Consider the following 24,214-nt stretch of genomic DNA (forward strand, 5'->3'; position numbering starts at 1 on the left):
GACCCCACGCCCCGCCGATGACCTGCGTCAGCGGCGGGGCGTCACGTTGTGTGCTCACCGACCTCTTTGGATGCCGCCCCGTGGCGGGGCTACTGTCTGCCGCGTTTCCCCACACCGCCGTGGCGTCCGCGCCCCGTGCCGGGGGAGCGGTCAGTGTCCGCCAGCGGAAGGAGTGCGGTTTCCCGTGGGGTCCCATCGCCGCCTTGCACCGTCCGGGTTCGACCGGGGTGCCTGCGCAGCCCTCAGTGTCCTGTCCGTCGCCGCCGCCGCGCTCGGAGCCGTACCGGCGACGGCCGCACCGCACGACGACACCCGGGCCGAGGTGGACCGCCTCTACGAGGAGGCCGAGAAGGCCACCGAGGCCTTCAACCTGGCCGACGAACGCGCCGATCTCCTGCGCCGCCAGGTGGGCGACGCCCAGGACCGGATCGCCCGGCAGCAGCAGAGCATCAACGCCCTGCGGGAGAAGCTCGGTTCGCTGGCCGGCGCCCAGTACCGCTCGGGCGGCCTCGACCCCTCCCTGGCGCTGCTGTTCTCCGACGACCCGGCCGACTACCTCGACCGGGCCTCCGTCCTGGACCGCATCACCACCCACCAGGCCGGGGAGCTGAGGGAGCTCCAGTCGGCGATGCGCGAGCTCTCCCAGGAGCGCGCGGACGCGACGCTGAAGCTGACCGAGCTGGAACAGAGCCGCAAGGCCGTCGCGAGCCACAAGCGGACCGTGGAGCACAAGCTCGCCAGGGCGCGGCGGCTGCTCAACTCGCTGCCCTTCGGGGAGCGCCTCGCCTTCGACCGGGCCTCCCGCTCCGGCCGCGCGGACCTGCCCGGACCCGGCGGCCTCGCGGCCACCGGGCGAGCCGCGTCGGCCGTCGCCGCCGCCCGCTCCGCCCTCGGCCGTCCCTACGTCTGGGGCGCGAACGGACCCGGCGGCTTCGACTGTTCCGGCCTGATGCAGTGGTCGTACGCGCGGGCCGGGGTGCAGCTGCCGCGCACCTCGCAGGCCCAGCGGTTCGCCGGCCACCAGGTCCCGCTCTCCCAGGCCCGGCCCGGGGACCTGGTCGTCTACCGGTCCGACGCCAGCCATGTCGGCATGTACGTGGGCAACGGCCAGGTGATCCACGCCCCCTATCCGGGGGCACCCGTGCGGTACGACCCGGTGGGCATGATGCCGATCTCGTCGGTCACCCGGGTCTGACGCCCGGGCGGCGCCGTACGATCGGGAAGATGGCTGGTCGAAGGCGGGGATCGAGATCCGCGGTCGCGGTGCTGTGTCTGCTGCTCGTCTCCCTGGTGGGCTGCGGCGGGCGGCCCACGACCGACGGCGCGCGGGCCGAGGTGCAGCGGCTGCTGGACGCGCGGGCCGCCGCGGTCCTCGGCCACGACGAGCCGGCCTACCGCGCGACGGGCACCCCGGCCGGGTTCGCGGACCTGAAGGCGGTCCCGTTCTCGGCCTGGTCCTACCGGGTCACCGCGGTCCACACGAGCGGCGGCACGGCCTCCGCGGACGCCGAGCTGCGCTACGGCGTCCGCGGGTACGACCGGGCGCCCGTCACGGCCGCGCGCGTCCTGGGGCTCGCCCTCGACGCCGAGGGGCGGTGGCGGGTGACGTCCGAGCGGCCCGCGAAGAAGGCCGGGCAGCAGCTGTGGGACCAGGGCGCGGTGAGCGTCGTCCGGGGCACGCACAGTCTGGTGCTGGGGACCGGCCAGTCCGGCGACCGGCTGCGCTCGTTCGCGGAGCTGGCCGACCGCGCCGTGCCGGAGGTCTCGCAGGCGTGGGGCGCGGACTGGAGCGGGCACGTCGTGGTGCTCGTACCGAAGTCGCTGGAGGGGATGGCCGGGCTGCTGGCCTCACCCGCCTCCTCCTACCGCGGGATCGCGGCGGTCACCACGGGCGAGACCGGCGGATCGGCCCGGGCGCCCGCGGACCGGATCATCGTGAATCCCGACGCGTACGCCACGCTGGGCTCGCTCGGCCGGCAGGTCGTGCTGACCCACGAGACCACGCATGTCGCCACCCGTGCCCACACCGACGCGGCCACCCCGCTGTGGCTGTCCGAGGGGTATGCCGACTGGGTCGGCTACCGCGGCAGCGGGCGCGGCGCGTCCGAGGTCGCGCCGGAGCTCGCGGGAGCCGTCGCCGACGGGCGGGTCCCGGCGGCGCTGCCGGCCGACAAGGACTTCGGCTTCACCGGGGACTCGACCCGGCTGGCGCGGGCCTACGAGGGCGGCTGGCTGGCCTGCCGGCTGATCGCCGACCACTGGGGCGAGGTCCGGCTGGGCGAGTTCTACCGGGCCGTGGGCACGCACCGGACGCGGGACGGAGCGGTCGAGGACGCGATGAAGAAAGTGCTCGGGACGACGCCGGAGCGGTTCACCGCCCAGTGGCGGGACTCACTGCGGGCGCAGTTCGGCTGAGCCCCGCCAGATGGGCGACGGCCTCCGCGAGCCGGACGGGCTCCGCCGCGCCCGTCGCCCGGCACCCGCGGCACGCCCTCCCGGAACAGGCCCGCCGCCTGCTCCGCCCGGACGGGCCCGCCGTCGCGACGGAAGCAGCGCGCGGGTGTCCGCAGGAACTCCAGGCGCCGGGGGCGGGCCTCTGCCCGGCGGGCCGTGCTCGTCTGCGGGACGGGGGGCTTCGCGGCGGCGGTCGGGCTCGGCGGGGTCTTCCAGGGCGGCGGGGGAGCGCCGGTACCGCCCGGGGGTGGGCCATCGTCTGGTGGGCCGTGCGCGTCTTCCGGGACGGGGGGCTTCGCGGCGGCGGGCCCGCTCGGGCTCGCCGCGTCCTGGATCGGGGCCGTCCTCGGTGCCGGGGCCGCGATCGGCCACGCTGGCGCGCCGTTCCCGGCCGCGTCGGGCTCTGTCCGCCGCTGATGGCCTGCTTCATCGTGCTCGGCGGCGGGGTCTTCCAGGGCGGAAGGGGAGCGCCGGTGCTGCTCCGGGTGACCGTGCTCGGCACGTCGTACAGCTCGCGCCGGCCGCCGGGCTGTCCGGCCTCTGCCTGGCTGGCCTCTGCCTGTCCGGCAACTGCCTGTCTGGTGCTCTGCCTGCCCGGCCTCGGCCTGTCCGGCAACTGCCTGGCGCCGGTCCCCGCCATGGCCGTGCAGCGCGGCGGTGCTGATGGCGCGGACGCCCTGCGGTCTCAGGAGGAGACCGGGGCCTGCTCGGCGCGGGCCGGCTGGGTCGGGAAGACCGTCGCGGGGCCGCGGGGCACCGTCGAGCGCCACAGCCGCACGGCCGCGGTGAGCGTGGCGGCCACCAGGAGGCCGTCGCGGACGACGAGCAGGGTGACGCCCAGCGGGTCACTGGCGACGACGTGCCCGAACCAGACGGGGAACTCCAGCACCGTCGCGAACGCCGCCGCGACCACCAGCGCGGCGGGCGCCCCCATCCGGCTGCCGCGGTGGCACAGGCAGACCGCCGCGGTCCCGACGAGCCACACGAGGTACTGCGGGCTGATCACCCGGCTGGTGACGGTGAACATCAGCACCGCCACGAAGGCCGCGTCGGCGAGTGTGTGGGGCGGGAAACGGGTGGCCGTCAGGCGCCACAGCAGCAGCCAGCCGAAGGCTGCGCCGGTCAGGGCCAGGGCGGCGGTGCTGACGACGTCCACGTACGGGCCGAGGAACTCCACCGAGCCGTAGTTGAGCAGCACCTCGCCCCGCCAGCCGAAGCGCCGGGCCACATGGAAGACCAGCGCGCCCAGCGACTCCACCTCGGTACCGCGGTCGCGCTGGGCGGTCAGGAACGCGAAGGCGCCCGGAGTCGCCAGGGCGAACAGCGCGGCCACCACGCCCACGGTCATCGCCGCCGTGCCCCACGCCCGGCGGCGCACGGCCCCCACCAGCAGCAGCGCGGGCCACACCTTCAGCAGCGCCCCGAAGCCGGCGAGGGCTCCCATCGCCCGTGGATGCCGGGCGCCCGCGAGCAGCGCGGCCACCGCCACCGCGGTGACCATCACGTCGTAGCGGGCGTAGAGCGTCGGCCCGAGCAGCGCCGCGCCCGCCACCCAGGTCCAGGCGCCGCGCACGGACCCGCCGGGGCGTGGACCGGCGTACCGGAGCAACAGCAGGACGGCCAGGTCGGCCAGGAAGGCGAGGACGAAGAACGCGGTCGCGTAGTCGAGGAAGGGCAGGAGGGCCGGGGAGAGGACGGCCAGCGCCGCGGCGGGCGGGTACTGCCAGGTGACGTCGTCGAGCGGGAAGGAGCCGTGGCGCAGCACCTCGTACCAGCCCTGGTAGATCACCGACACGTCGCTGGTGACGTCGGGGCCGGGGAAGACGAACACCTTCAGCACGCACAGCAGGAGCGGCAGCCTGGTCGCCGCCCACGTGCCGAACAGCAACGCCGGGGACCGTCCCGCGCCCGGCAGCCACGCCGGGGACCGTCCCGCGCCCGCAGTCTCCACCTGAGCCCCTGTCCGTCCGCCGTGCCGAGAGCCCATGATGACCCGGCGCGCTGTGCGGGGGCCATGAAGCATGGCCGTGGACGGCCGTGGACGGCCGCGGACGGGCGCGCGGACGCGTTGGGTAGGGTCGGCGTCGATGGACAAGACCCTCATCGTGACGAACGACTTCCCGCCCCGCCCCGGCGGCATCCAGGCGTTCCTGCACAACATGGCGCTGCGGCTCGACCCCGAGCGGGTGGTCGTCTACGCCTCCACCTGGAAGCGGAGCGCGGAGGGCGTCGGGGCGACGGCCGCCTTCGACGCCGAGCAGCCCTTCACGGTCGTACGGGACCGTACGACGATGCTGCTGCCGACGCCGGGGGCGACCCGGCGGGCGGTCGGGCTGCTGCGTGAGCACGGGTGCACGTCGGTGTGGTTCGGCGCGGCGGCGCCGCTCGGGCTGATGGCGCCGGCGCTGCGCCGGGCGGGCGCCGAGCGGCTGGTGGCGACCACCCACGGCCACGAGGCCGGCTGGGCCCAGCTGCCCGCCGCCCGGCAGCTGCTGCGCCGGATCGGGGAGTCCACGGACACCGTCACCTACCTCGGCGAGTACACGCGCGCGCGGATCGCGCCCGCGCTCGGGGCGCAGGCGGCGGGGCGGATGGCGCAGCTGCCGCCGGGCGTCGACGAGAAGACCTTCCACCCCGGGTCGGGCGGTGCCGAGGTGCGGGCCCGGCTCGGGCTCTCGGACCGCCCGGTGGTCGTGTGCGTGTCCCGGCTGGTGCCGCGCAAGGGGCAGGACACGCTCATCCTGGCCATGCCCCGGATCCTGGCGGCCGAGCCGGACGCGGTGCTGCTGATCGTCGGGGGCGGGCCGTACGAGAAGGATCTGCGCCGGCTCGCCCGGGAGACCGGGGTGTCCGGCTCCGTGCGCTTCACGGGCGCCGTGCCCTGGGCGGAGCTGCCCGCGCACTACGGCGCCGGGGACGTCTTCGCCATGCCGTGCCGGACCCGGCGGGGCGGGCTGGACGTGGAGGGCCTCGGCATCGTCTACCTGGAGGCGTCCGCGACCGGGCTGCCCGTGGTGGCCGGGGACTCGGGCGGCGCGCCCGACGCCGTGCTCGACGGTGAGACGGGCTGGGTCGTGCGGGGCGGCTTCGCGGACGAGGCCGCCGACCGGATCGTCACGCTGCTCGGGGACGCCGCACTGCGCCGCCGGATGGGGGAGCGGGGCCGGCGGTGGGTCGAGGAGAAGTGGCGCTGGGACCTGCTGGCGGAGAAGCTGCGGGCGTTGCTGTAGCGGAAGCCCTAGGCGGAGGGAAATAATCCGCCGATGCTGCGTCCATGACAGCAAAACTGATGCAGCGTCAGCTGACGAGACGTCACATCCTGGGCATGATGGCCCTCCAGACCGCCGCCGCGGCCGGTCTCACCCGTATCGGTCTGCAGTCCGCGCGGGCCGCCGAACCGGCCGCCGTGGACAACGCCCCCGCCATCGTCGTCGGTTCCGGCTACGGCGGGGCCGTCGCGGCCCTGCGCCTCGGCCAGGCCGGTATCCGCACCCTCGTCCTGGAGATGGGACGCCTCTGGAACACCGCCGGCGGCGACGGCAAGGTGTTCTGCTCCACCAGCGCCCCCGACCAGCGCTCGATGTGGTTCCGCACCCGCACCGAGGCCCCGCTCGCCACCTTCCTGTGGCTCGACCTCGTCAACAAGGACATCAGCGCCTACCCCGGAGTCCTCGACCGCGTCCACTACGACAACATGTCCGTGTACGTCGGCCGGGGCGTCGGCGGCGGCTCCCTGGTCAACGGCGGGATGGCGGTGACCCCGCTGAGGTCCTACTTCGCCGAGCAGTTCCCGACCGTGGACGCGGACGAGATGTACGGCACCTACTTCCCGCGCGCCCGCTCCATGCTCGGCGTCAACACCGTCGACCCCGCCTGGTTCGAGGGCACCGAGTGGTACAAGTTCACCCGCACCTCCCGCAAGGCCGCCGCCAACGCCGGCCTGAGGACCACCTTCGTGCCGAACGTCTACGACTTCGGCCACATGCAGCGCGAGGCCGCGGGCACGGCCCCGAAGTCCGCGCTGGCCGGCGAGGTCATCTACGGCAACAACCAGGGCAAGCGCAGCCTCGACAAGACCTACCTGGCCGCCGCCCTCGGCACCGGCAACGTCACCGTCCACACCCTGGAGAAGGTCCGGTCGGTGACCCGCGCGAGCGACGGGTCGTACGTCCTGACCGCCGACCGCATCGACCTCGCCGGCAGGGTCGTGGAGACCAAGCAGTACAGCTGCACGTACCTCTTCCTGGGCGGCGGCAGCATCGGCACCACCGAACTCCTCGTGCGCGCCCGGGACACCGGCACCCTGCCCGAGCTGACCTCCGGGGTGGGCGCGGGCTGGGGCACCAACGGCAACACCATGGTCGGGCGCGCCAACCACATCTGGGACACCGTCGGCGCCAACCAGTCGACCATGCCCGTCATGGGCATCGACGACTGGGCCAACACCGCCAACCCGGTCTTCGCCGAGATCGCCCCGCTGCCCATGGGGTTCGAGCACTGGATCAGCCTGTACCTGGCGATCACCAAGAACCCCGAACGGGCGTCGTTCTCGTACGACTCCACGTCCGGCGCGGTGAAACTCGGCTGGAGCGCCGCCCAGAGCGCCGTGTCGGTCGCGATGGCCAAGAAGCTCTTCGACCGGATCAACGCGGCCAATCTCACGATCTACCGCTACGACCTGTTCGGCTCGGGCAGCAAGGTCTTCGCGGACGACTTCACCTACCACCCGCTGGGCGGCTGCGTCCTGGGGAAGGCGACCGACGGCTACGGCCGGGTCAAGGGGTACTCCCGGCTCTACATCACCGACGGCTCGCTCGTGCCCGGTTCGATCGGGGTGAACCCGTTCGTCACCATCACCGCGCTCGCCGAACGCACGATGGCGCGGGTCCTCGCCGAGGACACCGCGCCATGACGCCCGGCCGGAACGCCCCGGCGGACGGCGGCTACTTCGCGTAGATCGCTTACTTCGCGTAGATCGCCTCGATCTCGTCCGCGTAGTCCTTCGCCACCACATTGCGCTTGAGCTTCAGGGACGGCGTGAGGTGGCCCGACTCCTCCGAGAACTGGGAGGCCAGAATGCGGAACTTCCGCACCGATTCCGCCTTCGACACCGCGGCGTTGCCGTCGTCGACCGCCGACTGGACCGCCGCGAGCAGGTCCGGGTCGTCGCGCAGTGACGCCGCGGTGGAGCCCGCCGGCTTGCCGTGGTCGGCCGCCCAGCGGTCCAGGAACTCGTCGTCGATGGTGACCAGCGCGCCCACGAACGGGCGCCCGTCGCCCACCACCATGCACTCCGCGACCAGCGCGTGCGCGCGGATCCGGTCCTCGATCACGGCCGGGGCGACGTTCTTGCCGCCCGCGGTGACGATGATCTCCTTCTTGCGGCCGGTGATCCTGAGGTAGCCGTCCTCGTCCAGGGTGCCGATGTCACCGGTGTGGAACCAGCCGTCGGCCAGCGCCTCCGCGGTCGCGGCCTCGTTGTTCCAGTAGCCCTTGAACAGGTGCTCGCCGTGCAGCAGCACCTCGCCGTCGTCCGCGATCCGCACCACCGAGCCGGGCAGCGGCTGGCCGACCGTGCCGATCTTCTGCCGGTCCCAGGGGTTGAACGCGGTGGCGGCACAGGACTCGGTCAGGCCGTAGCCCTCCAGGACCGAGAAGCCGATACCGCGGAAGAAGTGACCCAGCCGCTCGCCCAGCGGGGCGCCGCCGGAGATCGCGTACTCGCCCCGGCCGCCGAGGACCGCGCGCAGCTTGCTGTAGACGAGCTTGTCGAAGGTCTTGTACTTGATCTTCAGGCCGAGCGACGGGCCGGACGGCGTGTCCAGCGCCCTGCTGTACGCGATCGCGGTGTCCGCCGCCTTGTCGAAGATCTTGCCCTTGCCGTCCGCCTGCGCCTTGGCGCGCGCCGAGTTGTAGACCTTCTCGAAGACCCGCGGGACGCCGAGGATCAGCGTCGGACGGAAGGCGGCCAGCTCGTCGGTGAGGTTCTTGATGTCCGGGACGCAGCCCAGCTTGATCGGCGCCATCATCGGCGCGATCTCGACGAGCCGTCCGAAGACGTGCGCGAGCGGCAGGAAGAGCAGCACCGAGCACTCACCGGTGCGGAACAGCGGGCGCAGCCGCTCCACGATGTTGCCGCACTCGGCGAAGAAGCTGCGGTGGGTCAGCACGCAACCCTTGGGCCGGCCCGTCGTGCCGGAGGTGTAGACGATGGTCGCCGGGTCGTCGGCCCGGGCGTGCGAGCTGCGCTCGTCGACGGTCGCGTCGGAGACGTCCTGCCCGGCCCGTCCGAGCTCCGCCACCCCGTCGGCCTCGATCTGCCAGATGTGCTTCAGCCCGGGCAGCCGGTCGCGCACCGACTCGACCGCCGCCGCGTGACTGTCGAGCTCCACCACGCAGGCGGTGGCGCCCGAGTCGGACAGGATCCACTGCACCTGCTCCGGCGAGCTGGTCTCGTACACCGGCACGGTGACCGCGCCGGCGCTCCAGATCGCGAAGTCGAGCAGCGTCCACTCGTAGCGGGTGCGGGACATCAGGGCGACCCGGTCGCCCGGCTGCACACCGGAGGCGATGAGGCCCTTGGCCGCGGCGCGCACCTCGGCCTGGAAGACGGTGGCCGAGACGTCCTGCCAGCTGCCGCCGACCTTGCGGGCGATGACGGCGACGTCAGGATGCTGCGCGGCGTTTCTCCGGACGATGTCGGTGAGATTGCCGTCCGCAGGGACCTCGTACAAAGCCGGAAGGCTGAACTCGCGCAAGACTGCTGCTCCTCATAGGGCGCCGGCGCCACGACGTTGTGTGATGCGACGGTGCGGTCCAAGGCTCGGGCAGGTACCCGGGTGCCGCCGGTGGGGTGGGGGCCCACTGGTTGAATTCCTGAGTACGACTGGACTGCCCGGACGTTACCCGCCGGTATGGCTTCTTCGACAGGGGGTCCCGGCGAGATGTTCGCTGCGTCACACAGATGGGTTGTTCCTTGCCGCACAGTAGTCCACGCGCTAACTGACTAGCCAGTAACCGCAGGTCCCGCCGCCACTGTTCACATATGCCGCACACGCCTACCCTTGATCGACATGGCACCCACATCAGCCGGCAACCGGAGGACCCGCGTCCATGTGGTCAGCGACGTGCATGGCAACGCCCGTGACCTGGCCCGGGCGGGTGACGGCGCCGACGCGTTGATCTGCCTCGGCGACCTGGTCCTCTTCCTCGACTACGCCGACCACGCGCGCGGCATCTTCCCCGATCTGTTCGGCGTCGAGAACGCCGACCGCCTCGTCGAACTGCGCACCGCCCGCCGCTTCGAGGAGGCGCGGGAACTCGGCGCCCGGCTGTGGGCGGGGGTCGGCTCCGACCGGGCGGCCGTGATCGAGACCGCGGTACGCAAGCAGTACGCCGAGATGTTCGCCGCGTTCCCGACGCCGACGTACGCCACCTACGGCAATGTCGACATGCCGTCCCTCTGGCAGGAGTACGCCGGACCGGGTACGACCGTCCTGGACGCCCAGCGGGTGGAGATCGGCGGCCGGGTCTTCGGCTTCGTCGGCGGCGGACTCAGGACACCGATGCGGACCCCCTACGAGATCAGCGACGAGGAGTACGCGGCGAAGATCGAGGCGGTGGGCGAGGTGGACGTGCTGTGCACCCACATCCCGCCCGAGGTGCCCGAACTGGTCTACGACACCGTCGCCCGCCGCTTCGAGCGCGGCAGCCGCGCCCTGCTGGACGCGATCCGCCGCACCCGCCCCCGCTATTCGCTGTTCGGCCATGTCCACCAGCCACTGGCCCGGCGGATGCGGATCGGGGCGACGGAGTGCGTGAATGTCGGGCACTTCGCCGGGTCCGGGCGGCCATGGGCCCTCGAATGGTGAGACGGCCCAGGTGGGGTGACATCGGCCCGACTTGTGCGCGGTAGCCTTCACGCTGCACACACCCGCGCAGCACCACGCACCACGACGTCCTACCGGCCCGCATCTGGAGGAGCCACGGCGATGGCGGAACACACCAGCTCGAGCATCACGATCGCGGCGGCACCGGCCGACGTGATGGGGGTGATCGCCGACTTCGCCCGCTACCCGGACTGGACCGGCGAGGTGAAGGAGGCGGAGGTCCTCAAGTCCGACGGCCAGGGCCGCGCCGAGCAGGTCCGTCTCGTCATGGACGCCGGAGCGATCAAGGACGACCAGACGCTGGCGTACACCTGGACCGGCGCGAACGAGGTCTCCTGGACCCTGGTCAAGTCCCAGATGCTGCGCTCGCTCGACGGCTCCTACGTGCTGAAGCCGGCGGGCGACGGCGCGACCGAGGTGACCTACCTGCTCACGGTCGACGTCAAGATCCCGATGCTCGGCATGATCAAGCGCAAGGCGGAGAAGGTCATCATCGACCGGGCGCTGGCGGGACTGAAGAAGCGGGTCGAGTCGGGCGGGAAGTAGCGGGACGCGCGGCCGGCGCGCGGAGGTACCGTTCACCTCCATGCGCACCATCCTGATCACGGGTCCGGGCGGTTCCGGTCGTACGACCGTCGCCGCCGCCACCGCCCTGCGCGCGGCACACGAGGGCACCAGGACCCTGCTGCTCGGCGCCGACCGCACCGACACCCTCGGCACGGCGCTGGGCACGGCGACCGGCGGCACCCCGGTGCGGGTCGACCCCCGGCTCACCGTCTGGCGTCCCGACCCCGTCGCCGGGTTCCGTGACGACCTCGCCGCCTTCCAGGACCGCGCCTCCTCCGTCCTCGACCTCCTCGGCGCCTCCCGGCTCGACGCCGAGGAGCTCACCCCGTTGCCCGGCACGGAGGAGCTGAACCTGCTCCGCGCGCTGCGCGACGCGTCGCTCTCGCAGACCCACGACCTGCTCGTCGTCGACCTGCCCGCCACCCCGCAGACCCTCGCCCTGCTCGCGCTGCCCGAGGAACTGCGCCGCTATCTGCGCCGCCTGCTCCCGCCCGAACGGCAGGCCGCCCGCGCCCTGCGCCCGGTCCTGGGGCGGCTCGCGGGCGTCCCCATGCCCACGGAGGCGCTGTACGAGACGGCCTCCCGGTGGGACGTGGAACTCGCCGCGGTGGAGGCCGTCCTCGCGCACCGGGACACCGCCGTACGCCTGGTCGCCGAGCCCGGACCGGCCGGCGCCGAGGCCGTGCGCGCCGCCGAACTCGGTCTCGCCCTGCGCGGCCTGGCCGTCGAGTGCCTCGTCGCCAACCGGGTCCTGCCCGAGACCGTCGAGGACCCCTGGCTCGCCGGACTCGCCGCCCAGCAGGGCAAGGCGCTCGCCGACTGGCAGGAGTCGCACGTCGTGCACCCGGTCGCCCACCTGGGCCGCGACCCGCACGGCGCCGACGACCTGGCCGCCCTCGCCGCCCCCGGCGTCAACCCGGTGCTCGCCCCGGTCGAGTGGCCCGTCATCGACCGGCTCGCCGCGGACGGGGTGCTGGTCTGGCACCTCCCGCTGCCCGGCGCGATACGGGACGAGCTCGACCTCGTCCGGCGCGGTGACGAACTCGTCGTCACGGCCGGACAGTTCCGCCGGATCGTCGCCCTGCCCTCGGCCCTGCGCCGGTGCACCGTCGACGGCGCCGCCCTGCGCGACGGGGAGCTGCGGGTCCGGTTCGCCCCGGACCCCGAGCTGTGGCCGCGGGCCAGGTGAACGAGGTACCGCCGTTCGGGTAACGTCGTAGGGACGAACCGTAGTCAGGAGTCCGTCATGAGCGAAGCCGAGAACTCGCGGGTCCGGGCGACCGACGACGACGCCTGGGCCAAGGCCTGCGCCGAGGATCTGGAGGCCGAGCGGGCCCGCCGTCGCACCGACTACGGGCGGCCCCAGGGCTCGGCCGCCGAGGAGCTGCGCAAGCTCGTCGACGCGGTCGCCGACAAGCTGTCCGGCCTCCAGTCCCCGTTGTTCGGCGCGGTCGCCGGGCCGGCCGCGCAGCAGGTGGTGCGCCAGGTCGTCCAGCAGGCCAAGGCCGCCGTCGAGCCCGTGATCGAGCGCAATCCGGACGTCTTCGACCACCTCGCCGCGGCCGGCGGCGAACTGCTCGCCGCCTACCGCTCCGCCATCCAGGCCCAGGAACAGCGCTGGACGGCCCGGTCCGCGGACCTCGACGACGACCTCAAGGACCTCCGTGACCGCCGGGACCGCGGTGACGAGGGCGGCCCCGGGGAACGCATCGACTTGGACTGAAGACCCCTCGGGTACGGTTGGCCGTAGCGGGGCTCGACCGAAACTGAGGGATTCATGGGACTCACCATCGGCGTCGACATCGGCGGCACGAAGATCGCGGCCGGTGTGGTCGACGAGGAAGGCAACATCCTCTCGACCCACCAGGTGCCGACCCCGGGCACGCCCGAGGGCATCGTGGACGCGATCGCCGCCGCCGTCGAAGGCGCACGCGTGGGGCACGAGATCGTCGGCGTGGGCATCGGTGCCGCCGGCTATGTCAACCGTCAGCGCTCGACGGTCTACTTCGCGCCGAACATCGACTGGCGCCAGGAGCCGCTGAAGGCCGAGGTCGAGGCCCGCGTCGGCCTCCCGGTCGTCGTGGAGAACGACGCGAACGCCGCGGCCTGGGGCGAGTACAAGTTCGGCGCCGGCAAGGGCCACCGCAACGTCATCTGCATCACCCTCGGCACCGGCCTCGGCGGCGGCATCATCATCGGCAACAAGCTGCGCCGCGGGCACTTCGGCGTGGCCGCCGAGTTCGGCCACATCCGCATGGTGCCGGACGGCCTGCTGTGCGGCTGCGGCTCGCAGGGCTGCTGGGAGCAGTACGCGTCCGGCCGCGCCCTGGTGAGGTACGCCAAGCAGCGCGCCAACGCCACCCCCGAGCACGCCGAGCTGCTGCTGTCCCTGGGCGACGGCACCCCCGACGGCATCGAGGGCAAGCACATCTCCATGGCCGCCCGGCAGGGCGACCTGGTCGCCGTCGACTCCTACCGTGAGCTGGCCCGCTGGGCCGGCGCGGGCCTCGCCGACCTGGCCTCGCTCTTCGACCCCTCCGCGTTCATCGTCGGCGGTGGTCTCTCGGACGAGGGCGAGCTGGTCCTCGACCCGATCCGCAAGTCGTACAAGCGCTGGCTGGTCGGCGGCAACTGGCGTCCGGTCGCCGACGTGATCGCGGCCCAGCTCGGCAACAAGGCCGGCCTGGTGGGCGCGGCCGACCTGGCCCGGGAGCCCGACCCGATCATGTGATCCCCGCTCCGCGCGACAGCGCCCGCCGATCCCGCGCCCGGGACGGCGGGCGCTGTCGTACCGGCCGGCGCGGGCACCGGCCGCCCCGCACGGAGGGCGTCGGCCGTCCCGCACCGCGGGCGCCGCCGTACCGGGAGCCGTCGTGCGCGGCCTGCCGGGCCGTCGTCGTACCGGGCGCCGCCCTACCCGGACGTACGGGACGCCACGGCGTATCTTGATCGGCATGGCGACCTCTGCGCTGCTGCCCAACTCCCGTACCGAGCCGGACGGTTCGGCCGTCGTCCGGGTCCTCTCCTACAACATCCGCTCGATGCGCGACGACACCGGCGCGCTGGCCCGGGTGATCGCCGCCTGCGCACCCGACCTGGTCCTCGTCCAGGAGGCGCCGCGGTTCTTCCGCTGGCGCAAGAAACTGGCCCGCCTCGCCACCGCGTCCGGACTGGTGATCCTCTCCGGCGGCGGCACGGCCGCGGGGCCCGCGATCCTCTGCTCGCTGCGCGCGACGGTCGAGCGGACCGAGGACGTGCTGCTGCCGCTCACCCCCGGACTGCACCGACGGGGCTTCGCGACGGCCGTCGTACGGTTCGGCGGCGCCCGGCTCGGCGTGCTGAGCTGTCACCTCAGCCTCCAGCGGGACGAGCGCTACGACCAGGGCGGACTGCTCCTCGACCGGCTCACCGGGCTGGGCGTGGAGCACGCGGTCGCGGGCGGCGACCTCAACGAACGCCCCGGGGGCCGCACCTTCCGGCTGCTGTCCGAAGGCCTCCAGGACTGCTGGGCCACCGCGCCCTGGGGCGCCGAGTACACCTCCACACCGACAGACCCGCACCAGCGCATCGACGCGCTGTTCGCGACGAAGGGCGTGCGGGTGCTGGGCTGCGGGGTGCCGCTGGGGCAGCCCGGCTTGACCGGGGCCGACCTGCGGGCGGCCACCGATCACCTGCCGGTGCTGGCCGCCCTGCACGTGCCCGCGAGCTGAGCCCGGGGCGGCCGGCCGGGGCTCGGACAGCCCGGCCCGCTCAGACCACCGCGCCCCGGCCCGGGTCGCCCTCGTCCTCGTCGTCCGTCTTCATCCGCACCACGAGCGTGGCGAAGCCGCCCAGGAAGCCGCCGATGCCGAGCGTCGTCAGCCACCACGTCATGTCCCAGCCGAGCAGGACCGCCACCAGGAGCAGGATCGGGCCGCCGATCACTCCCAGCCACGCGAACCGGGAGGTCGTGTCCGTGGTGGGCAGCGGCGGCGGCTCGGGCGGCACGAAGTGACCCTCGTCGTCCTCCCCGAGGTCCTCCTCGGCCGCCTCCGGCGCGGTGTAGTCGCGCGGCCCTATGCCGGGCGCGTAGGAGACCGAGCTGCCCAGCGGCTTGGCGGGCTGCTTCTGCTCCGGCTGCTCGTCGTTCGGCTCGGCCTCGAGCAAGGCCAGGTCCTCCACCGTCTTGAAGGGCTTGGCGCCCGGCGGGTCCGGCGGCTCGGCGCCGTATCCCGCGACGATCGCCGCCCACGCGGCCTCCTCGTCGAAGGCGACGCCCGCGTCCTCCGGCTCGTGCTCCACGGGCACGTCGCGGCCCCCGCGGTCCTCCCGCTCCTCGCGGTCCTCGCGCTCCGAGTCGTGCTCAGCCACCTGCGGCCGTCCCTTCCTTACCGACACTGGGTGCGAGCCGGCCGATGAATGCGTAGCTCTCCTCGAAGACACGGTCCGCGTCGTAATCCAACGTCGCCACGTGGTAGCTCTGTTCCAGCATGACCTCCGTTACGTCCGTCGAGGACACCCGACTCAGCACGCGGGCCGAGTCGGCCGGGGGTACGACGTGGTCCCGCGGACTGCGCAGGAGCAGCAGCGGCTGGGTGACCTGGGGCAGCTCGCCGTCGACCAGCCCGAGGAAGGTCCGCAGGGAGTGGGCCGCGTGCAGCGGCACCCGGTCGTAGCCGATCTCCGCGGCGCCGTCCTTCGCGATGTCGTCGGCGATCCCCCTGGTCGTCCTGACGAGGTGGCGGGCGACCGGGAGGGCGTACGCGGACAGGCCGTGGACCTTGTTCGCGGGGTTGACGAGGATGACGCCGGCGACGCCGTCCCCGTGCCGGGCGGCGAGCCGCAGGGCCAGCGCCCCGCCCATGGACAGGCCGGCCACGAACACCCGGGCGCAGCGGTCACGCAGGGCGCGCAGGTCCCGGTCGACCTCCGCGTACCAGTCCTGCCAGCCGGTGAGCTGGAGATCCTCCCAGCGGGTGCCGTGCCCCGGCAGCAGGGGCAGCGACACGGTCAGCGCGCGCTCGGCGAGGTAGTGGGCCCAGGGGCGCAGCGACTGCGGGGAACCGGTGAAACCGTGGCAGAGGAGGACACCCACCTCCCCGCCCTCATGGCGGTACGGCTCGGCTCCAGGAAGGACCGGCACCTTCGGTCTCCTGTTCATGTCAGGGTCGTGAACTCTTCCGGGTGTGGTTCACCGTACGCGACCGCACTGACACCGACCAGGGCCGTCGGGCTCATTGACGGCACTCCGGGTTAAGGTCTGAGCGACACAAACAGGAGGCAGTCGGTTGTTGTACGGCGCGATGAAGGTTTCCATCGGGGGGCCGCTGAAGATGATCTTCAGGCCCTGGGTGGAAGGCCTGGAGAACGTACCCGCCGAGGGCCCGGCGATCCTTGCGAGCAATCACCTGTCCTTCTCGGACTCGTTCTTCCTGCCCGCCGTCCTCGACCGCAAGGTGACCTTCATCGCGAAGGCCGAGTACTTCACCACGCCCGGCGTGAAGGGCCGGCTGACGGCCGCCTTCTTCAAGGGCGTCGGCCAGCTCCCGGTGGACCGCTCCGGCGCGCGCGGCGCAGGCGAGGCCGCCATCAAGAGCGGCATAGAGGTGCTGGAGAGCGGTGAGCTGTTCGGCATCTACCCGGAGGGCACGCGTTCGCCCGACGGCCGCCTCTACCGCGGCAAGCCCGGCGGCCTCGCGCGCGTGGCGCTCGCCACCGGCGCGCCCGTCATCCCGGTGGCCATGATCGACACGGAGAAGATCCAGCCGCCCGGGAAGGTCATGCCGAAGGTGATGCGGCCCGGCATCCGGATCGGCAAGCCGCTGGACTTCAGCCGCTACCAGGGCATGGAGCACGACCGCTTCGTGCTCCGCGCGGTGACCGACGAGGTCATGTACGAGATCATGCGGCTGTCCGGCCAGGAGTACGTCGACGTCTACGCGACGGCCGCCAAGCGGCAGATCACGGACGCGGCGAAGGCGGAGAAGGAAGCGGAGAAGGCGGCGGAGAAGGCGGCCAGGGCCGCGCTCGCGCAGGCCGTCCGGGACCAGGCCGAGAAGGACAGGTCGGAGCACAGGCCGGAGCACAAGTCGCAGACCTAGAGCCCGGGACACGACGGTCCGGGGGTGGGGCGTGGGGGGATTGGCCAAGCGCGTCAGAGTCATGAGGATGTCCGTCGAGCAGCCGCTGTGGCGCGCGCTCACCGCCTACCGGGTGCTGACCATGCTGTACGCGGTCGGTTTATTCGCCACCGCCTACGACGGCTTCGTCCGTCCCTGGGTGGCCATCGCCTACTACGCTGTCCTGTTCGCGTGGACCCTGGCCACCCTGCCGAAGGTCGCGAACGCGGCGAGCTGCACGAAACGATTCCTCGCGCTGGACCTCACGATCGCGCTCACCGGCATCCTGCTCACGCCGGTCGCCGACTCGCCCGCGCGGATCCTGGACGGGGGCCCGACCCTGCCGTCGATATGGACCGCGGGCTCCGTCCTGGCCTTCGCCATCAAGGGCGGCTGGCGCTGGGCGGCCCTCGCCTCCACCCTGGTGGCCGCCGTGAACCTGGTCGAGCGCGGTGCTCCGGCCCGCGACACCGTCCACAACGTGATCCTCGTCTGGGTCGCCTCCATCGCCATCGGCTACGTCGTCGAGGTCGCCCGCGCCTCCGAGCGCACCCTCGCCCGCGCGCTGGAGATCGAGGCCGCGACCAGGGAACGGGAGCGGCTCGCCCGCGACATCCACGACGGCGTGCTCCAGGTGCTGGCGATGGTCCAGCGCCGGGGCGCGGTCATCGGCGGCGAGGCGGCCGAGCTGGGCCGGATGGCGGGGGAGCAGGAGGTGGCGCTGCGCACCCTGGTCTCCGGCGGAATGGTCCCGGTGTCCCGGGTGTCGCGGGACACCGCCGACGGGGCGCTGGTCCACGCGGTCGACGAACCCGAGGACGAGGGCCCGGTGGATCTGCGCGGCCTGCTCGCCCGCTACGCCGCCGCCCGGGTCAGCCTCGCCGAGCCCGGTGCCCCGGTGCTGCTGGCCCCGGTCGCCGCGAGGGAGCTGGCCGCGGCCGTCGGGGCGGCCCTGGACAACGTGCGCGCGCACGCCGGCCCGGACGCGCGGGCCTGGATCCTGGTCGAGGACGAGCCCGGCTCGGTCGTCGTGACCGTCCGTGACGACGGGCCGGGCATCCCCGAGGGCCGGCTCGCGCAGGCCGAGGGCGAGGGCCGGCTCGGGGTGGCCCTGTCGATCCGGGGACGACTGCGCGACCTGGGCGGCAGCGCCGAACTGTGCTCCCCACCGGGACAGGGCACCGAGGTGGAGCTGACGGTGCCGAAGCACCCGGCCGGCGAGACGGACACGACCGGCGATACGGACTCGACCGGCGCGAAGAAGGCGACCGGTGCGAAGAGGACGACCGGCGCCAAGGGCGCCGGGAACAAGAACACGACGAACGACGCGACGACGTGATGACGTCATGCGGACGCGGGGGAAGGCGGAGCAGCAGCGATGACTGAACAGCAGGGACCGATCAGGGTCATGGTCGTCGACGACCACCCCATGTGGCGCGACGCCGTCGCCCGCGACCTGGCCGAGGCCGGCTTCGAGGTGGTCGCCACCGCGGGCGACGGCGAGCAGGCGGTGCGCCGGGCGAAGGCGGCCGTGCCCGACGTCCTGGTCCTCGACCTGAACCTGCCCGCGAAGCCCGGCGTCCAGGTCTGCAAGGAGGTCGTCGCCGCCGATCCCGCGCTGCGGGTGCTGGTGCTGTCCGCGAGCGGCGAGCACGCCGACGTGCTGGAGGCGGTGAAGTCCGGCGCGACGGGCTATCTGCTGAAGTCGGCGTCGACGGAGGAACTGCAGGACGCCGTGCGCCGGACGGCCGTCGGCGACCCGGTCTTCACCCCCGGCCTGGCGGGTCTGGTCCTCGGCGAGTACCGCCGCCTCGCCGCCGAGCCCGCGCCCGCGGCGGACGCGGACCGGCCCGACGCGCCCCGGCTCACCGACCGTGAGACCGAGGTGCTGCGGCTGGTCGCCAAGGGCCTGAGCTACAAGCAGATCGCCGAGCGCCTGGTCATCTCCCACCGCACGGTCCAGAACCACGTGCAGAACACCCTGGGCAAGCTCCAGTTGCACAACCGGGTGGAACTGGTGCGGTACGCGATAGAGCGCGGGCTCGACGACGAGTAGCCGCGGGTCCGCCGACGGGTGGCCATCGCCCTGACGGCGAGGCCCCGTCGGGTCCGCCGCCGGGTCAGGACGGCCGCGGCCGACGCGTAAAGCCGATGAGAGGACCCCACACGTAAACAAACCGCCCGACAATTCACCGGAATTGCCTTTCCCGCCCAGGCCGAAGTGACCTGGATCACTATTACCGTGACCCTCATCAGGCAACCGGTGAAGGGACATTTCCATGCGGGTCGGAGTACTGACCGGAGGCGGTGACTGCCCCGGGCTCAACGCCGTCATCCGGGGCATCGTGCGCAAGGGCGTACAGGAGTACGACTATGCGTTCGTCGGCTTCAAGGACGGCTGGCGGGGGCCCCTCGAAGGGGACACCGTCCGCCTCGACATCCCCGCGGTGCGTGGCATCCTGCCGCGCGGCGGCACCATCCTCGGCTCCTCGCGGACCAACCCTCTGAAGGTGGAGGACGGTATCCGCCGTATCAAGGAGAACCTCGCCAAGCACGAGGTGGGGGCGCTCGTCGCGATCGGCGGCGAGGACACCCTCGGTGTCGCCGCCCGGCTGTCCGACGAGTACGGCGTGCCGTGCGTCGGCGTGCCGAAGACCATCGACAACGACCTGTCCGCGACCGACTACACCTTCGGCTTCGACACCGCCGTGGGTATCGCGACCGAGGCGATCGACCGCCTGCACACCACCGCCGAGTCGCACATGCGCGTCCTCGTGTGTGAGGTGATGGGCCGTCACGCGGGCTGGATCGCCGTGCACTCCGGTCTGGCCGGCGGCGCCAACGTCATCCTCATCCCGGAACAGCGCTTCGACGTCGACCAGGTGTGCGCCTGGGTCACCTCCCGCTTCAAGGCGTCGTACGCGCCGATCGTGGTCGTGGCGGAGGGCGCCATGCCGAAGGACGGCGACATGGTCCTCAAGGACCAGTCGCTGGACTCCTTCGGACACGTCCGGCTGTCCGGCGTCGGCGAGTGGCTCGCCAAGGAGATCGAGAAGCGCACCGGCAAGGAGGCCCGTACGACCGTGCTGGGGCACGTCCAGCGCGGGGGCACCCCGAGCGCCTTCGACCGCTGGCTCGCCACCCGCTTCGGACTGCACGCCATCGAGGCCGTCCATGACGGCGACTTCGGCAAGATGGTCGCCCTGCGCGGCACGGACATCGTCCGCGTCCCGATCGCGGAGGCCACGGCCAAGCTGAAGACGGTGGACCCCAAGCTGTACGAGGAAGTCGGCGTGTTCTTCGGCTGAACCGGCCGGACCGGACAACCCGAACCCACCGGATGAACCGGCGACACCGGGTTATGGGCCGCGCACACGGCGGCCCATAACCCTGCTGCGCGCGAAACGGGAGCGGAGCTCCCGTCGCACAACCGTCCTGGTCACCTCCCACCAGGTCTGCCACCCCGTGGACGCCGTCGGCCAGATCGTCGACGCCACCGTGCGCGACGTCCTCGACTACACGGCCGGCCGCCGCTCGGCGACCGTGCTCGCGCCGCGCAGCTGACCGACCAGCTCCCGGACGACCGCGGGGCCGTTCAGGGTCAGCACCGACTCCGGGTGGAACTGGACCCCGGCGAACGCGTTCAGGGGCGCGTCCGCGCCACGGCCGGGACCGCGCAGGGCGTGCACCTCGCCGGTCACGCCCCGGCTGACCGCCACGCCGCGCGCCGCCAGCCCCGCGAGCGCGTCGTCGTCGCAGCGCGCCACGAAGCTGTTGTAGAAGCCCACGGTCTCGATCCGCCCGAACAGGTCGATCTGCGTCTGCGCCCCCTGGTACGGCACCTCCTTGCGGACGATCTCCAGCCCCAGGTCGGCCGCGATCAGCTCGTGCCCGAGGCAGACCCCGAGGACGCCGTGCCGGTGCTCCCGCAGCACCCGCGCGGTCAGCTCCCGCAGGAACCGCATCTTGGGGTCGGTGAGGTCCGAGGGGTCGCCGGGGCCGGGCCCGAGGACGACCGGCCCCTCGTGCGCGAGCACCGCCTCCCGCAGCCCCGGCTCGTCGTAGCGCCGGACGGTCACGTCCAGTCCGCCCGACCGCAGCAGGTGCGCGAGCATCGCCGTGAAGGTGTCCTCCGCGTCGACGACCAGGGCGTGCCCGTCCAGCTCCGCCGTGCGCTCCTGCATCCGCAGCCAGAACGGCGCCAGCGAGGCCCGCCGCCCGTCCAGCGCGGCCCGCACCCGGGGGTCGTCCGCCAGCCGGGGCCGTGCCCGCTCCCCGCGCGGCCGGGACGGGCGTACCCCCAGCGCCGCCAGCACGCCCGCCGCTTTGGCGTGGGTCTCCGCGACCTCGCCCGCCGGGTCCGAGCCGCGCACGAGCGTGGCGCCGACCGGCACCCGCAGCCGTCCGGCCGCGTCGATGTCGGCCGTGCGGATGAGGATGGGGGAGTCGAGGGTCTGGGCCCCGCCGGCGTCCCGGCCGAGCAGGGCCAGGGCGCCCGCGTAGTAGCCGCGCGCGACACCGTCCGGGCCGAGCGGCTCGTACCGCTCGATGACCCGGCAGGCGTTCTGCACGGGGGAGCCGGTGACGGTGGCCGCGAACATGGTCTCCTTGAGGACCTCCCGCACGTCCAGCGAGGAGCGGCCGCGCAGTTCGTACTCGGTGTGCGCGAGGTGCGCCATCTCCTTCAGCCGCGGGCCGACGACGACCCCGCCCCGGTCGCCGACGGTGCACATCATCTTGAGCTCCTCGTCGACCACCATCGACAGCTCCTCGATCTCCTTGCCGTCGGCGAGGAAGTCCAGCAGGTGCTCCGGCGTCGGTCCCCCGTCCGGGTAGCGGTACGTTCCGCTGATCGGGTTCATCACCACCGTGCCGCCGGACATCCGGACGTGGACCTCGGGGCTGGCGCCGACCAGCGTGCGTTCCCCGGTGTGCACCACGAAGGTCCAGTACGCGCCCCGCTCGCCCGCCAGCAGCCGGCGGAACAGCGCCAGGGCGTCCGCGCGGCCGAACCCGGGGATCTCGCCGGTGTAGGTCCGCCGGATCACGAAGTTCGCGCCCTCGCCCCGCCCGATCTCGTCGCGCAGCACCCGCCCGACGATCCGCGCGTACTCCTCGTCCTCGACGTCGAAGCCCCCGCCCTCGACCCGTACCTCGTGCCCGGGCAGCTGGTCCAGGGCGTCGGCGAGCGGGACGGTGTACGTCTCCTCGGGGGTGAGGAACGCCAGCGGCGTGCCGTCGTCGCGCACGTCGAAGCCGCGCTCGCGGATCTGGCGGAAGGGGATGAGGGCGAGGCCCTCCGCGGGGAGGTCGGCGAGCCGGTCGTAGGTGCCGACCGGGCCGAGCAGCACCTCCACGACCGCGTCGTCATGGCCGGGGGCGCGGCGGCGCAGCAGGGCGAACGGGCGGGGATCGTCGAGCAGGTCGAGCAGACGCATGGGTCCGTGTCCTTCGTGGTGGGAGGAACGGCCCGGCTCGGGTGGAAAACGCCGAAGGCCGCCCTCGGGCGGCCTTCGCGAAGTCGTGCGTACGCGCAGTCAGTGGGCCGCCGGATGAGCGGTCCACCACCAGTTCCGGGTCGGGATCCCGGGAGAAAGCGCGAGCATGCCAGGCACCTTACCCCATGGCGCTCTCGGGGGCCGACCGACCCGCGAGACGGCGTCTCACCTGTCGAGCCGGACGAAAACGACTCGACACGACCCCGTAAAGTTGGGGGTGTGACAGTGAACGCTAAGACCAGCGCCGGCGCTGGCAACACCTGGCGAGACCTGCCCGCGGCGCAGCAGCCCGAGTACCCCGACACCGAGGCTCTGCGCGCAGTGATCGCGGAACTCGAGTCGTATCCGCCGCTCGTCTTCGCGGGCGAGTGCGACCAGCTGCGCGCCCGGATGGCGGCCGTCGCCAAGGGAGAGGCGTTCCTCCTCCAGGGCGGCGACTGCGCCGAGGCCTTCGACGCGGTGTCGGCCGACCACATCCGCAACAAGCTCAAGACCCTGCTCCAGATGGGCGCCGTGCTGACGTACGCCGCCTCGGTGCCGGTGGTGAAGGTGGGCCGCATCGCCGGCCAGTACTCCAAGCCGCGCTCCAAGGGCACCGAGACCCGCGACGGCGTGACGCTGCCCACCTACCGGGGCGACTCCGTCAACGGCTTCGAGTTCACCGAAGAGGCCCGGATCCCGGACCCCGAGCGGCTGAAGCGGATGTACAACGCCTCCGCCTCCACGCTCAACCTGGTGCGCGCCTTCGCCACCGGCGGCTACGCCGACCTGCGGCAGGTGCACGCCTGGAACCAGGACTTCGTGAAGTCGTCCCCGTCCGGGCAGCGCTACGAGCAGCTGGCGCGCGAGATCGACAACGCGCTGAACTTCATGCGGGCCTGCGGCACGGACCCGGAGGAGTTCAAGACCGTCGAGTTCTTCTCCTCGCACGAGGCGCTGCTGCTCGACTACGAGTCCGCCCTCACCCGGGTCGACTCGCGCACCGGGCAGTTGTACGACGTCTCGGCGCACATGGTGTGGGTCGGCGAGCGCACCCGGCAGCTGGACCACGCGCACATCGAGTTCGCGTCGCGGATCCGCAACCCGATCGGCGTCAAGCTCGGCCCGACCACCACGGCCGAGGAGGCGTTGCAGTACATCGAGCGCCTCGACCCGGACCGTGAGCCGGGCCGCCTCACCTTCATCGTGCGGATGGGCGCGGACAAGGTCCGCGACAAGCTGCCCGAGCTGGTCGAGAAGGTCACCGCGTCCGGCGCGTCCGTCGCCTGGATCACCGACCCGATGCACGGCAACACCTACGAGGCGGCCTCCGGCCACAAGACCCGCCGCTTCGACGACGTGCTCGACGAGGTCAAGGGCTTCTTCGAGGTCCACAAGGGCCTGGGCACCCACCCGGGCGGCATCCACGTCGAGCTCACCGGTGACGATGTCACCGAGTGCGTGGGCGGCGGCGACGAGATCTTCGTCGACGACCTGCACCAGCGCTACGAGACGGCCTGCGACCCGCGGCTGAACCGCAGCCAGTCGCTCGACCTGGCGTTCCTGGTCGCGGAGATGTACCGGTCACAGTGACGTTCCGGCTGGTCACCGGAGTGTGAAGTGGGGCGTGGATCACATGCGATCCGCGCCCCACTCGACTTTTACGGTTCCTGTGCGGCGGGTAAGGTTAGGTTAGCCTCACCGATCATCGGGCTTCGGTCTTTCGGTT

21 protein-coding genes and 1 pseudogene are annotated in these 24,214 nt (G+C 72.7%); 16 read left to right on the top strand and 6 right to left on the bottom strand.

Going from position 1 to position 24,214, the window contains the following annotated elements; all coding sequences use genetic code 11:
- Positions 1-184: 184 nt before the first annotated feature.
- On the top strand, positions 185-1,195 hold the full coding sequence (locus tag ACWCQK_RS12075) for an NlpC/P60 family protein (protein WP_451154672.1): 1,011 nt from the start codon (positions 185-187) through the stop codon (positions 1,193-1,195).
- Positions 1,196-1,224: 29 nt separating this feature from the next.
- On the top strand, positions 1,225-2,415 hold the full coding sequence (locus ACWCQK_RS12080; RefSeq protein WP_451154674.1) for a hypothetical protein: 1,191 nt from the start codon (positions 1,225-1,227) through the stop codon (positions 2,413-2,415).
- Positions 2,416-3,139: 724 nt separating this feature from the next.
- Here the strand turns inward: ACWCQK_RS12080 and ACWCQK_RS12085 are convergent.
- Positions 3,140-4,405 (bottom strand): glycosyltransferase 87 family protein, encoded by a 1,266-nt coding sequence (locus ACWCQK_RS12085; RefSeq protein WP_451154676.1) that lies wholly within the window; start codon positions 4,403-4,405, stop codon positions 3,140-3,142.
- A gap of 136 nt (positions 4,406-4,541) precedes the next feature.
- Here ACWCQK_RS12085 and ACWCQK_RS12090 point away from each other — a divergent pair, with 136 nt between their 5' ends.
- A complete protein-coding gene (locus ACWCQK_RS12090) occupies positions 4,542-5,684 on the top strand; it encodes a glycosyltransferase family 4 protein (protein WP_451154678.1) in 1,143 nt (380 codons plus the stop codon).
- A 44-nt stretch (positions 5,685-5,728) separates the two neighbouring features.
- A complete protein-coding gene (locus ACWCQK_RS12095) occupies positions 5,729-7,366 on the top strand; it encodes a GMC oxidoreductase (protein ID WP_451154680.1) in 1,638 nt (545 codons plus the stop codon).
- 49 nt (positions 7,367-7,415) lie between these two features.
- Here the strand turns inward: ACWCQK_RS12095 and ACWCQK_RS12100 are convergent, their stop codons facing one another.
- Positions 7,416-9,212, bottom strand: coding sequence for an AMP-dependent synthetase/ligase (locus ACWCQK_RS12100; RefSeq protein ID WP_451154682.1), 1,797 nt, complete (start codon positions 9,210-9,212; stop codon positions 7,416-7,418).
- Between the two features lie 315 nt (positions 9,213-9,527).
- On the opposite strand from ACWCQK_RS12100, the gene ACWCQK_RS12105 reads away from it, so the two are divergent.
- From ACWCQK_RS12105 to ACWCQK_RS12130, 6 genes are all read left to right on the top strand, one after another.
- Complete coding sequence (locus ACWCQK_RS12105) at positions 9,528-10,325, top strand: metallophosphoesterase family protein (protein WP_451154684.1); 798 nt, start codon at positions 9,528-9,530, stop codon at positions 10,323-10,325.
- 120 nt (positions 10,326-10,445) lie between these two features.
- Positions 10,446-10,889, top strand: a complete 444-nt coding sequence (locus ACWCQK_RS12110; RefSeq protein WP_451154686.1) for an SRPBCC family protein — start codon at positions 10,446-10,448, stop codon at positions 10,887-10,889.
- A gap of 40 nt (positions 10,890-10,929) precedes the next feature.
- Positions 10,930-12,099, top strand: coding sequence for an ArsA family ATPase (locus tag ACWCQK_RS12115; RefSeq protein ID WP_451154688.1), 1,170 nt, complete (start codon positions 10,930-10,932; stop codon positions 12,097-12,099).
- A gap of 57 nt (positions 12,100-12,156) precedes the next feature.
- Positions 12,157-12,633, top strand: coding sequence for a DUF5304 domain-containing protein (locus ACWCQK_RS12120; RefSeq protein ID WP_451154690.1), 477 nt, complete (start codon positions 12,157-12,159; stop codon positions 12,631-12,633).
- A 54-nt stretch (positions 12,634-12,687) separates the two neighbouring features.
- Complete coding sequence (locus ACWCQK_RS12125; RefSeq protein ID WP_451154692.1) at positions 12,688-13,641, top strand: ROK family glucokinase; 954 nt, start codon at positions 12,688-12,690, stop codon at positions 13,639-13,641.
- 223 nt (positions 13,642-13,864) lie between these two features.
- Positions 13,865-14,620, top strand: coding sequence for an endonuclease/exonuclease/phosphatase family protein (locus ACWCQK_RS12130; protein ID WP_451154694.1), 756 nt, complete (start codon positions 13,865-13,867; stop codon positions 14,618-14,620).
- 40 nt (positions 14,621-14,660) lie between these two features.
- Here ACWCQK_RS12130 and ACWCQK_RS12135 read toward each other — a convergent pair whose 3' ends face one another.
- Both ACWCQK_RS12135 and ACWCQK_RS12140 read right to left on the bottom strand, forming a co-directional pair.
- A complete protein-coding gene (locus tag ACWCQK_RS12135) occupies positions 14,661-15,260 on the bottom strand; it encodes a hypothetical protein (RefSeq protein ID WP_451154696.1) in 600 nt (199 codons plus the stop codon).
- Positions 15,253-16,032 carry an alpha/beta hydrolase gene (locus ACWCQK_RS12140; protein WP_451155345.1) on the bottom strand — a complete coding sequence of 260 codons (780 nt, stop codon included), beginning with the start codon at positions 16,030-16,032 and terminating at the stop codon, positions 15,253-15,255. Before ACWCQK_RS12140 ends, ACWCQK_RS12135 begins: the two co-directional genes overlap by 8 nt.
- Positions 16,033-16,192: 160 nt before the next feature.
- Here ACWCQK_RS12140 and ACWCQK_RS12145 point away from each other — a divergent pair, with 160 nt between their 5' ends.
- The 5 genes and pseudogenes from ACWCQK_RS12145 to ACWCQK_RS12165 all read left to right on the top strand — a co-directional run.
- Positions 16,193-16,990, top strand: coding sequence for a lysophospholipid acyltransferase family protein (locus ACWCQK_RS12145; protein WP_451154698.1), 798 nt, complete (start codon positions 16,193-16,195; stop codon positions 16,988-16,990).
- Positions 16,991-17,030: 40 nt separating this feature from the next.
- A complete protein-coding gene (macS, locus tag ACWCQK_RS12150) occupies positions 17,031-18,347 on the top strand; it encodes a MacS family sensor histidine kinase (protein WP_451155346.1) in 1,317 nt (438 codons plus the stop codon).
- 39 nt (positions 18,348-18,386) lie between these two features.
- Positions 18,387-19,064 (top strand): response regulator, encoded by a 678-nt coding sequence (locus ACWCQK_RS12155; protein WP_451154700.1) that lies wholly within the window; start codon positions 18,387-18,389, stop codon positions 19,062-19,064.
- 223 nt (positions 19,065-19,287) lie between these two features.
- Complete coding sequence (locus ACWCQK_RS12160; RefSeq protein WP_451154702.1) at positions 19,288-20,316, top strand: 6-phosphofructokinase; 1,029 nt, start codon at positions 19,288-19,290, stop codon at positions 20,314-20,316.
- A 124-nt stretch (positions 20,317-20,440) separates the two neighbouring features.
- Positions 20,441-20,572: pseudogene (locus ACWCQK_RS12165) on the top strand (2-hydroxyacid dehydrogenase); the annotation flags it as partial.
- Here ACWCQK_RS12165 and ACWCQK_RS12170 read toward each other — a convergent pair.
- Both ACWCQK_RS12170 and ACWCQK_RS12175 read right to left on the bottom strand, forming a co-directional pair.
- Entirely contained in the window at positions 20,524-22,446 is a 1,923-nt protein-coding gene (locus ACWCQK_RS12170; protein ID WP_451154704.1) for an anthranilate synthase family protein, read from the bottom strand. The pseudogene ACWCQK_RS12165 and the gene ACWCQK_RS12170 sit on opposite strands and share 49 nt — an antisense overlap.
- A gap of 99 nt (positions 22,447-22,545) precedes the next feature.
- Positions 22,546-22,614: a trp operon leader peptide gene (locus ACWCQK_RS12175; protein WP_451155347.1), complete on the bottom strand. Its 69-nt coding sequence runs from the start codon at positions 22,612-22,614 to the stop codon at positions 22,546-22,548.
- Between the two features lie 111 nt (positions 22,615-22,725).
- On the opposite strand from ACWCQK_RS12175, the gene ACWCQK_RS12180 reads away from it, so the two are divergent.
- The gene (locus ACWCQK_RS12180; protein WP_451154706.1) at positions 22,726-24,078 is read left to right on the top strand and encodes a class II 3-deoxy-7-phosphoheptulonate synthase; all 1,353 of its coding nucleotides are present in this window, start codon (positions 22,726-22,728) and stop codon (positions 24,076-24,078) included.
- The last annotated feature ends 136 nt before the right edge of the window (positions 24,079-24,214 follow it).

Source organism: Streptomyces sp. NPDC002306 (genome assembly GCF_053593435.1).